Source organism: Clostridium nigeriense (assembly GCF_050585265.1).
Classification (GTDB): Bacteria; Bacillota; Clostridia; order Clostridiales; family Clostridiaceae; genus Clostridium; species Clostridium nigeriense_B.
Genome location: NZ_JBNOOE010000015.1, coordinates 24,879 through 41,929, shown reverse-complemented (window position 1 = coordinate 41,929; position 17,051 = coordinate 24,879). Strand labels below are relative to the sequence as shown.

The window sequence follows — 17,051 nt, the reverse complement described above, 5'->3', positions numbered from 1 at the left end:
AAAGAGAAATACATCAGAAAGCAACAATAACATACTAGAAAGCAGAGATTTCAGAAATTGAGAATAAATAATAACACTCAAAATAAAAACAACAAAGAAATAGTAAATCAACTGTTTTAAATGATGTAGTCAAATATATATTATAAATCTGATTAAAGAGTTAATGTTTCTAATAAAAAGAAGCATTAACTCTTTTTTATATTTTAGGAGGAAGTGTTATATGAATAAGTCAGATTATAATGGAGTATACGAAGAGTTAGTTGAATTACTAGGATTAGATAATACATTAAAAATACATAAACATTTTAGAGGTCAACAAGTAAACTTTCCAATGAGATTATACTCTAAGGAGTACATAGAAGAGTATCTTATAAAAAATTACAATGGTAAGAACTTGAAAGAATTATCTAAGAAGCTAGATTATACAACTAATTGGTTGAGGAAGATGTTAAATAAGATTGAATTTAGTTAATGTAGTATTGGACTGATAGAGGTTGTAAGTAGGGCTAACTTAGGTTGAATAGAAGTAAAGAAAATCAATAAGTTGGACGTAAGGACATATTAAATTTCTAAATAGGAGTAAAAAGAGTTACATAAAAAGAGAATGTAAGTAAGAAAAGAGTGAAAGCTCTATGCGACCATACGTCCAAGGGAAATGAAATAAATAATAGAAGAAGAAGGTAATAAGTCCTAAATAGAGGCAGAATCAACACCAAGATGTATAATTCCCGTAAATCCCGTAAACCCGTAAAAAATAATAGGTCTATAATAAATAAAAAAGAAAACTAAAAATAAATAAGTTTTTATAACAATAGTAAAATCTTACGGGATTATGGGAAAAGCGGGGAAGTAAGATGAATACAATAATAAGAAAATAATAAATGATTGGGGGTAAAGGGGGTAAAGTAGTAGAGCTAAATAAAATTAAAAAATAAAAATTTATTTTTTATAAATAAAACTTTTTATCTACTTATCTACCTTTACCCCTTACTATCCAAGAATAATTGTAATAGAGAATATCGTCATAACCGTAGTACCGATAGTGTCGATATTTTCAGTAGAAATAGGTTAATGATTATAGGAGAATAAAAATGAATATAGATAAAGTAAATAAGATAGAATATGTTGCTATATACTGTAGAGTAAGTACAATAGAACAAGCAGAAGAAGGATATAGTATAGATGAACAAGAAAGACTTCTAAGAGATTGGTGTAATAAAATGAACTATTCAGTATATAAAGTGTATTCAGATAGAGGAATAAGTGGTAAAGATATAAAAAATAGACCAGCACTAAAGGAACTTCTAAAGGATGCAGAGGAAAGAAAGTTTCAGATGGTGATTTCTTGGAAAATTAATAGAATAAGTAGAAAGCTTTCAGATGTTCTAAAGATAGTAGATATACTAGAGCAGAATAATATAGCTTTCAATTATTATTCAGAGCAGTTCGACAATAGTACTCCAGCAGGAAAAATGCAATTTCAGATGATGGCATTGATAGGAGAATTCGAGAGAGGAACAATAGCTCAAAATGTAAAAATGGGAATGTGTGCAAAAGCAAAATCAGGAGAATGGTGTGGAGGACGAGTCTTAGGGTATGACTTAATTCCTATGGAGAATCAAGAGGGAGCAAAGAGAAGAAAGAGTAAGCTAACAATAAATAAAAAGGAAGCAGAATCAGTAAGATTTATTTTCAATGAATATGTTAGTGGAAAAGGATATAAGGCTATTACTAATCAACTAAATAAGCTAGGTTATAAGACTAAGAAAGGTAATGATTTTTCAGTAGGTTCAATAAGAGAAATTCTAACTAACCCAGTATACATAGGAAAGGTTAGGTATAATGTAAGACAAAACTGGTCAGAAAAGAGAAGAAGAAATATAAATGCTAATCCAATAATAACAGATGGAATACATGAACCTATAATAGATGAAGTGTTATGGGATAAGGTACAAGCAATCATGGAAAGTAAGAAAGGTAAACCATCAAGAATATATGATGGTGAATATCCACTAACAGGAATACTAAGATGTCCTAAATGTAGAGCTGGTATGGTGATTTCAAGAACTACCAATAAGTTAGCTGATGGAACTAAGAAGAGAATAGCTTATTACTGTTGTGGAGCATGGAAGAATAAAGGTACAAGTGTATGTAACTCTAATACAATAAGAGTTGATAAAGCTAATGAGTATGTATTTAATAAGATTTCAGAATTACTTTCTAATGAGAAAATGGTTAAATCTATAGTAAATAACATTAATAAAGAAAGACATAAAAAGATAAGTCCAGCTAAGAAAGAGCTAGAAAGAATAGATAAAGAGCTTGAAAAGATAGATAGAAAGAAAACTAAACTTTTCGAGGCATATGAAGAAGAACTAATATCTAAGGAAGAGTTCAAGGAGAGAAAAGATGAGCTAAACAAAAGAGCAAAAAGTCTTCAAGGGGAGAAAGAACCATTTCTAGTTACGCTTTCAGATGATGCAAGTGAAGAAATACCTTATGAGTTCATAAAGAGCATACTAGAGAATTTCAGTGAATTGCTAACAGAAAGTGCAACAAGAGAGCAACAGAAGAAATTGCTTCATATGATAATATCAGAAATAACTATAAATGAAGCAAGAGAAATAGATTCAATAAAACTAAAAATAAATGATAGCTTGGTTGAATATATAAGTAAAGAAGAAGGAGTATCTATAGAGGGTACTCCTTCTTCATTTATGTTAAGAAATGTTGGAATGAGTGTATTGAATTTGGATATTGCTATATAACAATAAGATAAAATATTGAGATTATAATTAGTAAATATTATAATATTTATAGATTTAGAAAATATAAATTATAAGGTTGATATATTGAGCATGGAGAGATGGAGAAATGGATATAGAAAACAAAAAAGAAGCTGCTAGAAAAAAGTCATTAGGAGAGCTTGGTGAATTATTCGCAATTAAAACATTAGTTGATGAACAATACGATAAAATTCGAAATTTAAATGATGAGCATATGAATGAAGAATATGCTGATATATATTGTGAAAAAGGGGATAGGCGTTTAATAATAAGTGTTAAGGCACGAAATAAATTTGGAGTGGATGGGAAACTTAATGGTTACTATAATCTCGGAACTAATGCTTACGAAAAAGCAAAAAGGGCATCTGAAAAATATAATGCAGAAGCGTATTGGATGGCTATTCAATTTGATATGAATTATTATTCTGTATACTTTGGTACATTAGAATGTTTAAATGGTGCAAATGCTATACCGGTCAAAAAATGTGAAAAAGGGCAAATAGGCACAATACTTGTGAATAAAAAGACACATTATTTTGATTTTAATTTTTATAAGAACAAAAAAGAATAGTATAAATTATAGTTTAGCTAATAAATGAATATAAAGAAACCTCACTTAATACTGATACGGAGAACCGTACCATAAATAAATGCGAAAAGTGGTCTTAAGCCAGTAATTTCAATGGTTAAGAATGTTTTTATTAGCAAAAATACCGTATCATAAGTAAGTTAAATTCATATAGAATAAAGAAAAGAATAACTAAACAAAAGAGTAAAAAGTCTTCAAGAGAAAAAAGAACCATTGCTGGTTACACTTTCAGATGATGTGAGTGAAGAAATACTATATGAGTTCATAAAGAGTATACTAGAGAGTTTTGGAAAAGTACTAACAGAAAGTGCAACAAGAGAGCAACAGAAGAAATTGCTTCATATGATAATATCAGAAATAACTATAAATGAATCAAGAGAAATAGATTCAATAAAACTAAAAATAAATGATAGTTTGGTTGACTATATAAGCAAAGAAGAAGGCGTATCTATAAAGGGTACTCCTTCTTCTTTTATGTTGAGAAGTGTTGGAGTAAGTATATTGAACTTAGATATTGCTATATAAAATAAAGTATTTAATAGTATTTATAGATTATTTACAAATTTTGTTAAAAGCAAATTAATGTATGTTAAAATTTGTTAATAAAAATTGAAAAATAAAGAAAAAAATGGCAAAATAATAATGAGTTATGCATAACAATATTAGGTTAGAGGTGATTAAATTGAAAAAGAAAATAATATCATTAAGTTTAGTTGGGTTATCAATAATGGGGGTTAATGCTTTTGCAGCTTCTTCAGTTTCAAATTATTGTTCATTAAAAGGATATTATACAGATGGAAGTAACTTTTATGCACAATCAACAACTACAGCACCATCTCAAGGTTTAAAAAAAATATTAACTAATGTATCATCTAATGCAGGACATTATAAAGAAAAAGTTTCTTATAATCCTTACTCTGGGAATACGGTTTCAGTTTCATTAACAGGTAGCAATGCTTCTCGTATTTATTCAGACCATATTTGGACATATCCTACAGAAAGTGAAGAAATATCTAAAAGTCTTTATCTTGATTAAAATTAATAAATATAAAAGTAATAGAAATTTTTCTATTACTTTTATATTTAAGGAGAGGTTTTATGAGATTTTTATTAAGAGATTTTAAAGCAAATAAAATATATTATATATTGATAACTTTTTCTTTGATGATATTTAGCTTTGCAATATCAATATCAATAACATCGTTTGAAGATTATTATGAAAAATATTTAGGAAGTTTAGTTGGAAAATCAAAGTATATATATGAAATGTCTTTATATGGAGTTACAGATGAAGATTTAAAAGAATTAAGTGAGTTTGGACAGAAAAATTTAAATGATATTAATATAATTACTGATATTAATATTTTTAATGGTATATTTAAGATATATGTTTTTAATTATAATGGATGGAATAATGAAATTATAGATGGAAATAAACTAGATAATAATACTGAAAATGTAGTTGTTAGTGGAGAGGATTTTAAAATAGGAGATTTAATTAATATATATCCTAATAGCTATAATATCATAGGAAAATTAGATTTTAATAATTTCCCGGAATTGGAAAAATATATTTACATTCCATATGATAATAATAGGGATAAGTTAGGATATGATATTGCTATTAAAGATGGAGTATTATCTATACTAATTTCTAGCAATAGGAAAATAAATATAGAAATAGGATTAATCAAAAAACTTTTAAAAGAAAACAATGATAATTTAAAAATAAATATAATAAATAAAAAGTTTCAATTTTTAATAAATTCATTTAAGGTAAACACATATTTCTTTACAAGAGTCTTATATTCATTATGTCTTATATTTATAAGTTTAATAAATTTAGTTTTATTTATTTCATATTTTAGTTTTTCAAAAAGAAAAGAGATTTACACAAAAAGTGTACTAGGAGCAAGTAATTTTAGTATTATAATAAGTGAATTTTCAAAACTATCAATTTGTGCAATAATTGCATCTACTTTGGGATTGAGTATTCAACAAATTTTAGATATAAATAATATAAAAACAAGGAATATTCCAATGAAAATTTCAATCAATAATATTATAGTGGTTCCTATTATTACTATTTTATTAGTTTTTATAATAGTAAAATTTATTTATCCTAAAAATAATAATGATAATATATCATATATTTTAAAGGAGTAAAACTATGTTTATTTTAAAAGATATTTTATATGGAATTAAAACTAGAAAAAATAGTGCTATATTGACAGTGATACAATTAACTTTTACATTATTTATTTCTTATAGCATATTAAATATATATTTTGATGGTGCTATAGTTAATTCAAGTAATAGATGGGCTTTGAATGATATTGAAGAGATATATTTAATAAATGCTAAAGATGATTCAATAGTTAGAAGAGATAATGATTTATATATTGAACTTGTAGAAAAAATAAATGAAGAAGAAAAAGGACTTATAGGAGCTTATTCAACGATATCATTATATATAGAGAGTTTAAATGATTACGATATTATTGGAGTAAGTATTAATGAAGATTATTACAATATGTTAAATGAAAATTTTATTCAAGGTAAAGGCTTTAATGGAGAGGATTTTTTGTTTAATCCATCAAATCCAATTCCAATTATATTAGGAAATGATTACAAGAATAAATGTAAAATAAATGATGTTTTTGAAGATAAATATTCAGGACAAAAATATATTGTAGTAGGTTTTTTGAAAGCAAATAAATACTTTATAGAAAGTAATTACTATTTATCTTCTTATATAAATTCTAAAAATTCTTTCATTATACCAATGAGTGAAAATAGTCCTCCTATTGGAAGTAAAGAATTTTTTATAAAATTTAATGATAATGAAGAAAAAATTATAAATTCAGACGAAATTATTATTAAAAATATGAAAGAAGCTATAAAAAGTGATTTAAATGGATTTTTTGAATCAAATAAACAATGGGTACCATTTTTAATTATTTCAGTATTTATTGCATTAATAGGGGTAATCATATCTACTATATTATCTATAACTTTTAGAAGAAGAGAGTTTGGCATAAGAATAGTTTTAGGAGAAAACTTTAAAGCAATTTGTTTGAAGGTTATTTCAGAGAATATTATATTATCGATTATAGCATCTATATTAACTATATTTTTAACTTATATAATAAATATAAATTTTATAAAAGCGACAAGATATAATACAGTTGAAAATATTGTTTTTATAAATTTTAATATGACATTTTTTATACCTATTGTATTAACTATTATAATAATAAATATTTTTACTAGTTTAATACTATTTGAAATATTAAAAAGGGTTCAACCTAAAGAGTTAATTGGAGGTACTGAATAATGGAGCTTTTAAAATTAGAGAATATATCAAAAATATATGATAATAATACTATAGTTTTGGATAATATTAATTTAAAGATTAGAAAAGGTGAATTAATTGCTATAATGGGACCATCTGGTTCAGGAAAGAGTACTTTATTAAATATATTAGGAATAGTAGATAGTAAGACTAGTGGAAATTATTATATTAATGGAAAAGAAGTAGAAGAATTAATAAAAAATAAACCTAATAAATTAAGAAATAGTTTTTTTAGTTTTATATTTCAATATTTTGCATTATTAAAGCAATATACGGTCTTAGAAAATGTTATGCTTCCTTTAACATATAGAAAATGTAGTAACAAGGAAAGAATAATTAAATCAGAGTTTTATCTTAAGAAAGTTGGGCTTTTAGAGCATAAAGATAAAAAAATTAATAAATTATCAGGTGGACAACAACAAAGAGTAGCAATAGCTAGGGCATTGGTAACAGAAGCAGAAATTATACTAGCAGATGAGCCTACAGGTAATTTAGACCAAAAAACAGGACAAGATATTATGGAATTACTTTTAGAAATAAATAAATTAGGTAAAACAATTATCATAGTAACACATGATTATAATATTGCAAAACAATGTTCAAGAATAATAAAAATTGTTGATGGTAAAATAATAAGTGATGAATGTTATTAGGATTTAAGATATATTTTATATAAATAATTTATAATTTAAAACCTCACTTATTACCGATACGGAGAACCGTACCATAAGTAAGCCTCCAAATTTTATATTTGGCAAGGCGAACTTACACCTAGGAACGAATGTGAGTAGGTGTTACATATATTGCCTCCAAATTTTATATTTGGCAAGGCGAACTTACACACATTGGACACATACGAATTAATATTAATAATATGGCTTCTATGAATGAGAAAATAGACTTAATGATTTTTTTAGGTATATTTAAGGATGTAGAAAATTTGTTTTTACATAAATCTTCTCACATCCTTTTTGTAAAATGAAGAAGTATTTACTATAGTAGTTTAAATTAATGTAAATCTAAATTAACAACTCATAAGGGGCAATTTCTTTTGCTTGACTAATAATTTTAGCAATATCTTCTGGAGATTCTACTCCACCTTTTCTTATCCAAAGTAAAATAACGGATATTATACTGCTAAGTAAAATTTCATTGGCGTAATCATTGGGGATTCCTTTCATAGATAAACTTAAGCTATTGGATTTATTTACTCTGGACTCTATTAACTTTTTTATAATATCTTTAAATTTTTCTACGAAAGCAGAATCTCCTTTATTACCTATTAAAGCCATGATAAATTCAAAATCTTCTTTTACGTAATATAGAGCATTTAAAATTGAGGAATAAGGAATTAATTCCAAGGGATTATTTAAATTGTATTCTGAATCTTTTAATAAAATATTAGTAAGTTCACTGATTATTTCATTTTCTAATTGCTCAAGTAAATCATATTTATCAACATAATGTAAGTAGAAAGTTCCTCTGTTGATATTTGATATTCTAGTAATATCACTCACTGTTAAAGAATTAAATCCTTTCTCAATAAGAAGTTGCGTAAAGACATTTTTAATTATGGTTTTAGTTTGTGTCTTTCGTTTCTGAGTCATATTTAATTTTTCCTCCTTAAATCAACACATTTAAAAAAGTGATTATTGATTGTTTTATAGGCATAGTATAAAATAAATCCATAAATAAATCAACATGTTGTCTATTTAAGAGAGGGGAAAAGAACATGAGCTATATAGAAATGATTCATAGCTATAAACGTTATAAAACTGGTGATACAGAAATTGTTGCTAATAATGATGTTAGTTTTTCTATTGAAAAAGGAGAATTAGTAGTTATTTTAGGCTCATCAGGCGCTGGTAAATCTACTGTTCTAAATATTCTTGGAGGAATGGATACTAATAGTGAGGGGAAGGTAATCATTGATGGTAAGGACATTTCCAATTATAATCTCAAGCAGTTAACTGCATATAGACGTAGTGATGTTGGGTTTGTTTTTCAGTTCTATAATTTGGTTACTAATCTTACCGCTAAGGAGAATGTTGAGTTGGCTTCCGAAATTCTTAAGGATGCAAGGGATCCAATTGAGGTTTTAAAAGATGTTGGTCTAGAGAAGCGTATTGATAATTTCCCAGCACAGCTTTCAGGAGGAGAGCAACAACGTGTAGCGATAGCCAGGGCAGTTGCTAAAAATCCGAAAATCCTTTTATGTGATGAACCGACAGGAGCACTTGATTATAATACAGGAAAGCAGGTTCTGCAAATACTTCAGGATATGAGCCGAGAACATGGAGCAACTGTTATTATTGTAACTCATAATGCTGCTATTGCTGAAATTGCTGACCGTGTGATTCATATGCACGATGCTAAAGTTAAAAAAATCGATATAAATCCAAATCCGAAAAAAATTGCTGATATCGAATGGTAGGTGATATGGATGAGAAAAAGAATGTTATGGAAAGACATCAGAAAGTCATTCTCTAATTCATGGGGAAGATTCTTCTCAATTATGATGCTAATGGCCTTAGGTTCTTTTGCATTGGTTGGTCTATTTGTAACGGGACCAGATATGAGAGCAACTGGAAAAGGTTATTTTGAGAATCTTAATATTGCCGATATAACAATAATTGGGGATTATGGGATTAATGAAATTGATCAAAGTACTATTGAAAAAGCCGAGGACATTAAAGATATTGAATATATTTATCTCAAGGATGTTGTTGTTGAAAATACTAATATAAGCTTCAGAATATTTTCTAAACCCGAATTAGTTTCACAATATGAAATAGTTGAAGGGCGAATGCCAATATCGGATGATGAAATTGCTATTGATAGTACTTATAGTGATGATTATAAAATAGGAGATACTATTAATTTTACTGAAAAAGCTGATATTACTGGAGCAAAGATTTTAAAGATACATGATTTTAAAATTGTTGGATATATTAATTCAGGTGAGATTTTATCTAGTATAAACCGTGGACAAACTACTGCTGGAACAGGAGAATTAAATAGCTTTGCAGTGGTGAATGAAGAAGTTTTTGATTCTGATGTGTATATGATGGCAAAGATTACTTTTGAAGATACTCAAGGAGTTGATCCATATAGCGATGAATACGTTGATTTGATTCAAGCACATAAGGATAATTTATCTGAGTTGTTGGAAGATCAGCCAGAAATCAGAATGGAATCTATTCAAGAAGAATATAAAAGTAAGATAGATGATGGTAAAAAGCAATTAGAAGATGCTAAGAAACAATTAGAAGATGCTAAGTCTCAGCTAGATGACGCTAATAGTCAAATTGAATCAGCTAAAATTCAGATTGAGGAAAATGAAGTAAAACTAAATGACGCTAAGAGTCAGATTGAAAAAGGGGAAGCAGAAATAGCTGAAAATGAGAATTATCTTAATCAGAAGAAATCTGAATATGATAGTGGAATTAGTGAACTGGCAGTAAAGAAGAATCAATTAGAGTCAGGTAAAGAAGAAATAAGTACTAAACAAAAAGAAGTTAATGATATTAAAACACAACTTCAAAGTGGTAAACAACAATATGAAGAAGGTATTGCTTCTCTAAAAGTAGGAATTAGTCAAATGGAATCAGCCATAGCTGATCCTAATATTTCTGAATTAGAAAAAAATCAGTTGGAACAGAAAATATTAGAATATAAGGCACAGCTTCAACAAATTGAAAGTGAGTATAATACTTTTATAGAAGGGACTTACAATCCAGGTATTGCTAAAGTAAATGAAGCACAGGCACAAATTGATGCAAAAAATCAAGAATTGCAAAATGGACAGTTAGCGATAACACAGGCAGAGGGAAAATTGGCACTAGCAAAGTCACAGCTTGATGAAGGAAATCTTCAATTAGAGAATGCTAAACAGCAACTGGTAAGTGCCAAGAGTGAATATAGTTCAGGAATAAGTCAACTTGAAGCAGCCAAGAGTGAACTTACATCTAAAGAAACAGAATATAATGAAAAATTACAGGAATTCCAAGAAGAAGAACCAAAAGCACAGAAAGAAATTAATGAAAATGAAGAAAAATTAAAAGATGCAGAAAAAGCACTTGATGATTTATCAAATCCTATTTATTCATTAAATAGTCGTAGAGAGATTCTGGGAAGTGAAGGGTATAAAATTTATAATACAGTTTCATCCATTGTAGATTCTTTAGCGAAGGTGTTCCCTATATTTTTATATTTAGTAGCAGCTTTAGTAACCCTTACTACAATGACTCGTTTTGTTGATGAAGAAAGAATAAACTCAGGAACTTTAAAGGCATTAGGTTATGATGATTTTGATATTATCAAAAAATTTACTATCTATGGCGCTACTTCAGGAATGCTTGGAACTGTTATAGGAATAGTTTTAGGACATACATTGTTACCGTATATTGTTTATAATGCATATAGTAAAGGATTTACAATCCCTAAAATTGAATTGCATTTTCATTGGGGAGTTACACTAGCAGCTATTATTTTATCTATTATAAGTGCTGTCATTCCTGCTCATATAGTAGCAAGCAAAGAATTAAAAGATAAACCTGCTACATTATTACTTCCTAAACCTCCAGTATCTGGTTCTAAAATCTTAATGGAGTATATTACAGTAATATGGAATCGAATGAGTTTTACTCATAAGGTTACAGCAAGAAATATCTTTAGGTATAAAAAAAGAATGTTCATGACTATTTTTGGTGTAGCTGGATCAGTAGCACTATTATTTACAGGATTCGGAGTTAAGAATTCTATTGCTGGAATGAAAGATAGTCAATTTGGAGATATTATCAAGTATGATATTATTGTTGCTCAAAATAGTAATATAAAAGAAAGCGATAAAAATGAATTTTCAGATTTATTAAAATCAAATGGAATAGATAGTTACTCTAATATATATTATGAAACAGTATCGAAAGTAGCTGGTAAAAATAATGATCGTCAGGAGATAAAATTGATTGTTTCTGAAGATGAAAATGATTTTAATAGTTACATTTCTCTTAAAGATAGAATGAGTAATGAGAAACTAGGATTAACAGATGATGGTGCCGTTATATCAGAACGTTTAGCTGAATTATTAGATGTTAAAGAAGGCGACACTTTTACTTTTACAGATAGTGAGAATAATGAAAAAACAGTTAAGGTATCTAATATTTGTGAAATGTATATGGGACATTTTATTTTTATGAACTCAAAAGAATATGAAAATGTTTATGGTAAATCTTATGATAGTAATGCTAAGCTTGTTATCTTAAAAGATGCAAGTGTAGATAACACAAATAAAGAAGCATCTAAATTTATGGAATTAACAGCAGTTAAGGGAGTTGTTCAAAATACAACTTTGACTTCACAAATTGATACTATAGTTACTTCACTAAATAAAATTATGGAAGTATTAATTATTGTGGCAACACTATTAGCAATTGTTATTCTATATAATTTAACTAATATTAATGTATCAGAAAGAATTAGAGAATTGTCAACAATCAAGGTTTTAGGATTTTTTGATAAAGAAGTGACTATGTATATCTATAGAGAAACAATCCTATTATCATTTATTGGAATTATCATCGGATGGGGATTTGGTATACTATTGCATAGTTATATTTTAAATGTTGTTCCACCAGATGATGTTATGTTTAATCCAAATCGTTGGATTGGAGTTTATGCAATTCCATTTATATTAATTACAATTATTGTATTTGTTTTAAAATATTATGTTAACAATAAATTAAAGAATGTTGATATGCTTGAAGCTCTAAAGTCAGTTGAATAAAGCAAATTACTATGATTTTATTTGTAATATATGAAGACAAATATAAAAGGTAAGTATAAAAATAATTTTTAATATTAATTCATAAGAGTGAGGATTCATATTTTGAATCCTCATTTTTATGAAATTTTATCTTTAATAGAAAATATGTTTTTTTACATAAGCATATTTTTATCTTATAATTAATACATGCTAAATTTAAAAAAGGTTAATATTATAGAAGTAAGATTAATATAGGAGAAAAAATGAGTAATTTAACTATTAAGGATATTGCTGAATTAGCAGGAGTAGCAAAAAGTACAATTTCTAAGTATTTAAATGGTGGAAGTGTTAGTGATGAAACAAAGTTAAAGATTAAAAAGGTTATAGAGGAAAATAATTATGAACCCAATGCTTTTGCACAAAGTTTAAAGGCAAAAAGAAGTAGATTTATAGGGGTTATAGCACCATGTTTAGATTCTATTGTTACATCAAGAGTTATAATGTCTATAGATAGTACTTTAAGAGAAAATTTGTATAACCCGTTAATATTAAATACTAGCCATAATAAGAATCTAGAAATAGATAATTTGGAGAGTTTAAGCAGATTAAAGGTTGATGGAATAATTTTAGTTGCTACTGAGATTACCAGTAGGCATAAAGAAATTATAAATAAGCTTAAAATACCTGTTTTAATAATAGGGCAGGAATGTAAGGGTGTTAAATCAATAATAAATGATGACTATAATGCTGGAGCAGCTATTGGAGAATATGTAGCGAGTTTAGGACATGAGAGAATATTATATTTGGGAGTAGATGAATTTGATATAGCTGTTGGAGTAAAGCGTAAAGCTGGTATAATAGATAAGCTAAAAGAGCATAATATCAAAGATATTAGAGTTGAAATTACAGATTTCACCGCAAAAACATCAGAAAAAGTATCATATAATGTATTAAAAAATTATGATCCAACCATGGTAATATGTGCTACAGATAACATAGCCCTAGGTGTAATAAAAGCAATGAATTCATTAGGTAAAAAGGTTAAGGAGGATATATCATTATCTGGTTTTGGAGGATATGATGTGTCAGAAATAATTACACCGAGTTTAACTACAATTAAATTTCATAATGAAGAGGTAGGAAAGATTGCAGCAAATAGTATAATAAAAATGATAGATGGAGCAGAAGTACCAGATATTCAAACAATAGGATTTAATCTAATTAAAGGGAATAGCATTAAAAGTATGAAATAACAATTATAAGAGGTTGTCATACAAAGAGAAAAATTAAGAATTAAAAATTATTGATGTAGTTATTAGAGAATTACTAAAATTAATTTCTTTTCGAAACTCCTTTGGGAGTTTTTTTACTCTTTAGGAAATTATAAAGATATTATCCTGTAAATAATTTTTTTATTAATTTTTCATTGTGTGATATTTCTTTTCTTTTTATTTTTTAGAAATTATAAGGTGGTTGCAATGTAAACAATTTTATAACAATAAAATTCTTTATGAAAAAGTTTTCTAAAAGTATTGAATTATAAAAAGAATAGTGATATATTCTATCTATAGAGTGTGGAAACCGGTTTCTATAGTAGGAGGAGAAAAAATGAGTAAAAATAACGAACAGTATAAATCAATTTCTAAAGAGTTATTAAAATTTGTTGGAGGAAGAGAAAATGTAGAGGGTGCAGCACACTGTGCTACTAGATTAAGATTAGTATTAAATGATAATAATAGTGCGGATTTAGATGCAATAGAAAAAATCGATTTAGTTAAAGGTGTATTTATTGCTGGAGATCAGTTACAAATAATATTTGGAGCTGGAACTGTAAATAATGTTTATGATGCATTTATTAAAGAAACTGGAAAAGGAGAAATGTCATTAGGAGAAGCAAAAGCAGTAGCATCTCAAAAACAAAATTGGTTACAAAAATCAATAAAATCATTATCAGATGTTTTTGTAGAGATAATTCCAGGATTATTAGCAGCAGCTTTATTAATGGGGCTTACTGGATTATTAAGTCAGCAAGGTATATTTGGGGAACAGTCGATAATAGAAATGTTTCCATCATTAGCAGGAGTAAATAGATTTATACAAATTGCTTCTACAGGAATATTTACAATATTACCACTTTTAGTAGCATATTCAGCAACTAAACGTTATGGTGGTTCTCCAGTATTGGGTTTAGTTATAGGTGCTATAATGTTACATCCAGATTTGGCTAATGCATATTCAGTTGGTAATGGAAGTGTAGAACCAGAAGTAATCAATTTATTTGGATTAAATGTAGAATTAGTTGCATTCCAAGGTGGAATAATAATAGCATTAATGATTGGATTCGTAACTGCTAAGTTAGATAAGTTCTTTAATAAGCATATACCAGATATGGTCAAGCTATTTTTATCACCTATAGCTACAGTTATAGTAGCAACATTCTTATTATTTACAGTAGTTGGACCAGCAGGACGTGAATTAGCTAATATTGTAACAGCATCATTATTATGGTCTACAGAAAACTTGGGAATATTTGGATATATGTTATTTGCAGGAGTTCAACAAATAATAGTTATAACAGGATTACATCACGTTATAGGAGCTGTAGAAGCTCAATTAATAGCTGATACAGGCAGAAATTTCATAATGCCTTTAATGTCAGTAGCATTAATTGCACAAGGTGGAGCTGTGTTAGGATATTTATTCTTAAAATGGAAAGATGATAAAGTAAAACAAATATGTATATCATCATTTGGATCAGTTTTGTTTGGTATATCAGAGCCAGCAATATTTGGGGTAACTTTAAAGAATAAATTCCCATTAATAGCAGGTTGCATAGGAGCTACTTTAGGTGGAGCTTATATTTATATAACTAAGGTATCGGCAATAGGATTTGGAGCTACAGCTATTCCTGGAATTGCTATTGTAGCAGCTGAAAATCATGGACATTTAAATTATTTAATAGCTCATGTAATAGCATTAGTTGCAGGAGCAATACTAACAATTGCATATGGTAAAATAAAAGGTGAAGATAAGGTAGCTAATTAAGGAAAGGAAATATTGATGGATATTTTTAAGGAACCAAAACATAGAACTATATTAGAAGCAACAGAAGAAGAATTATTAGATTTAAAAAATAAGGCACAAGATAAGTTATGGAAGCCTATATATCACATACATCCTCAATATGGATTGTTAAATGATCCAAATGGATTGGCTTATTTTAATGGAAAATATCATGTTTTTCATCAATGGTATCCCTTTGGAGTTACACATGGAATGAAACATTGGGCCCATTTAGAATCAGATGATTTAGTTACATGGGAAAGACTTCCGGTTGCGATAATTCCAACTGAAAAATATGAATCCCATGGAGCTTATTCAGGAAACTCAATTGAGATAAATGGAGAGTTATACTTATACTATACTGGAAATATAAAATTTGATAAAGAAAATAGAAGTGCAAATCAATGTTTAGCCATAATGAATAAAGATGGAGAAATAAAAAAATATGAAGGAAACCCTATAATTGAAGGTGTGCCTAGTGGATATACGGGACATGTAAGAGACCCTAAGGTATTTAAAATAGAAGATAAGTATTACATGATTCTTGGAGCACAAAGAATAGATGAAACAGGAACATTTATTGTGTACAAATCTAATGATGGAATAGCATGGGGGTTTATGGGGGAATTAGAGTTAGAAAACTTCCCTAAGGAATTTGGTTACATGTGGGAATGTCCAGATTATACAAGTATAGATGGTAAGGATGTTTTAATATTTTCACCACAAGGTATAGAAAAACAAGGAAATAAGTATAACAATATATTTAATGTAATATATGCAATAGGAAAATTAGATATAGATAATTTAAAATTTAGGGTAGATGTATATGAAGAATTAGATAAGGGTTTTGATTTTTATGCACCACAAAGTTTTAAGGGAAAAGACGGACAAACATTATTACTTGCATGGGCTGGAATGGGAGAATTTAAATACCCAACAGATGAAAAATTGTGGGCTCATTGCTTAACCTTCCCTAGAGAATTATCAATTCATAATAATAAATTAATACAAAAACCAGTAAAAGAAATAGAAAAATTAAGTAAGGTAATAGTAAACCAAAACGGAGTTGTAAATAAAAATGAAATAATAGAAAATGAGAGTAATACATATTATTTAAAAATAAATTTATCATTAGATAAAGCAAATAGTTTTGGTATAAAACTATGTTCTTCTAATGAAGAAAGTCTAAATTTAAACTTCAATAAAGAGCTTAATAGTGTTTCTCTTGATAGAAATGAAATGAAACATAAATTTATTGAGGAATATGGATTAGTTAGAGAAGCTGAAATAAATATAGGTAAAAATATAGATATAGAAGTTATAGTAGATAAAAGTATAATTGAAATATTTATAGATGGTGGAAAGATAACTATGAGTACAAGGGTATTTCCATTAGAAAAATCTACAGGAATAGAAATATATACAGATGATAAAATAGAGTATAATTATACTAAGTATATGTTGAATTCAGGAATTTTAGATTAGGGGAGAAGT

At 27.5% G+C, this 17,051-nt stretch carries 14 protein-coding genes; 13 read left to right on the top strand and 1 reads right to left on the bottom strand.

The genetic code is table 11. From position 1 onward, the window contains the following. Positions 1 to 220: 220 nt before the first annotated feature. From ACQPVP_RS13195 to ACQPVP_RS13160, 8 genes are all read left to right on the top strand, one after another. The gene (locus ACQPVP_RS13195) at positions 221 to 472 is read left to right on the top strand and encodes a Mor transcription activator family protein (RefSeq protein WP_304358551.1); all 252 of its coding nucleotides are present in this window, start codon (positions 221 to 223) and stop codon (positions 470 to 472) included. A 619-nt stretch (positions 473 to 1,091) separates the two neighbouring features. Further along, positions 1,092 to 2,768, top strand: a complete 1,677-nt coding sequence (locus tag ACQPVP_RS13190) for a recombinase family protein (protein ID WP_430850677.1) — start codon at positions 1,092 to 1,094, stop codon at positions 2,766 to 2,768. Positions 2,769 to 2,874: 106 nt separating this feature from the next. After that, a complete protein-coding gene (locus tag ACQPVP_RS13185; protein ID WP_430850675.1) occupies positions 2,875 to 3,357 on the top strand; it encodes a hypothetical protein in 483 nt (160 codons plus the stop codon). Positions 3,358 to 3,588: 231 nt separating this feature from the next. Beyond that, a complete protein-coding gene (locus ACQPVP_RS13180; RefSeq protein ID WP_430850673.1) occupies positions 3,589 to 3,900 on the top strand; it encodes a hypothetical protein in 312 nt (103 codons plus the stop codon). Between the two features lie 157 nt (positions 3,901 to 4,057). Further along, positions 4,058 to 4,411, top strand: a complete 354-nt coding sequence (locus ACQPVP_RS13175) for a hypothetical protein (protein ID WP_148324341.1) — start codon at positions 4,058 to 4,060, stop codon at positions 4,409 to 4,411. A 62-nt stretch (positions 4,412 to 4,473) separates the two neighbouring features. Further along, positions 4,474 to 5,541 carry a hypothetical protein gene (locus ACQPVP_RS13170; RefSeq protein ID WP_430850671.1) on the top strand — a complete coding sequence of 356 codons (1,068 nt, stop codon included), beginning with the start codon at positions 4,474 to 4,476 and terminating at the stop codon, positions 5,539 to 5,541. A gap of 4 nt (positions 5,542 to 5,545) precedes the next feature. Continuing rightward, positions 5,546 to 6,712, top strand: coding sequence for an ABC transporter permease (locus ACQPVP_RS13165; protein WP_430850669.1), 1,167 nt, complete (start codon positions 5,546 to 5,548; stop codon positions 6,710 to 6,712). Then, entirely contained in the window at positions 6,712 to 7,383 is a 672-nt protein-coding gene (locus ACQPVP_RS13160) for an ABC transporter ATP-binding protein (RefSeq protein WP_430850667.1), read from the top strand. The genes ACQPVP_RS13165 and ACQPVP_RS13160 overlap by 1 nt, the downstream gene beginning before the upstream one ends. A gap of 366 nt (positions 7,384 to 7,749) precedes the next feature. On the opposite strand, the gene ACQPVP_RS13155 is transcribed toward ACQPVP_RS13160, so the two are convergent. Further along, positions 7,750 to 8,337 (bottom strand): TetR/AcrR family transcriptional regulator, encoded by a 588-nt coding sequence (locus ACQPVP_RS13155; RefSeq protein ID WP_430850665.1) that lies wholly within the window; start codon positions 8,335 to 8,337, stop codon positions 7,750 to 7,752. Positions 8,338 to 8,462: 125 nt separating this feature from the next. On the opposite strand from ACQPVP_RS13155, the gene ACQPVP_RS13150 reads away from it, so the two are divergent. The 5 genes from ACQPVP_RS13150 to ACQPVP_RS13130 all read left to right on the top strand — a co-directional run bounded on the left by ACQPVP_RS13150 (position 8,463) and on the right by ACQPVP_RS13130 (position 17,042). Next, a complete protein-coding gene (locus tag ACQPVP_RS13150) occupies positions 8,463 to 9,164 on the top strand; it encodes an ABC transporter ATP-binding protein (protein ID WP_430850663.1) in 702 nt (233 codons plus the stop codon). Between the two features lie 9 nt (positions 9,165 to 9,173). After that, positions 9,174 to 12,515 (top strand): FtsX-like permease family protein, encoded by a 3,342-nt coding sequence (locus ACQPVP_RS13145; RefSeq protein WP_430850661.1) that lies wholly within the window; start codon positions 9,174 to 9,176, stop codon positions 12,513 to 12,515. A gap of 242 nt (positions 12,516 to 12,757) precedes the next feature. Continuing rightward, on the top strand, positions 12,758 to 13,747 hold the full coding sequence (locus ACQPVP_RS13140) for a LacI family DNA-binding transcriptional regulator (RefSeq protein WP_430850659.1): 990 nt from the start codon (positions 12,758 to 12,760) through the stop codon (positions 13,745 to 13,747). Between the two features lie 355 nt (positions 13,748 to 14,102). Further along, positions 14,103 to 15,539: a PTS transporter subunit EIIC gene (locus ACQPVP_RS13135; RefSeq protein ID WP_430850657.1), complete on the top strand. Its 1,437-nt coding sequence runs from the start codon at positions 14,103 to 14,105 to the stop codon at positions 15,537 to 15,539. Between the two features lie 15 nt (positions 15,540 to 15,554). Beyond that, on the top strand, positions 15,555 to 17,042 hold the full coding sequence (locus tag ACQPVP_RS13130) for a glycoside hydrolase family 32 protein (protein WP_430850655.1): 1,488 nt from the start codon (positions 15,555 to 15,557) through the stop codon (positions 17,040 to 17,042). Positions 17,043 to 17,051: the final 9 nt, after the last annotated feature.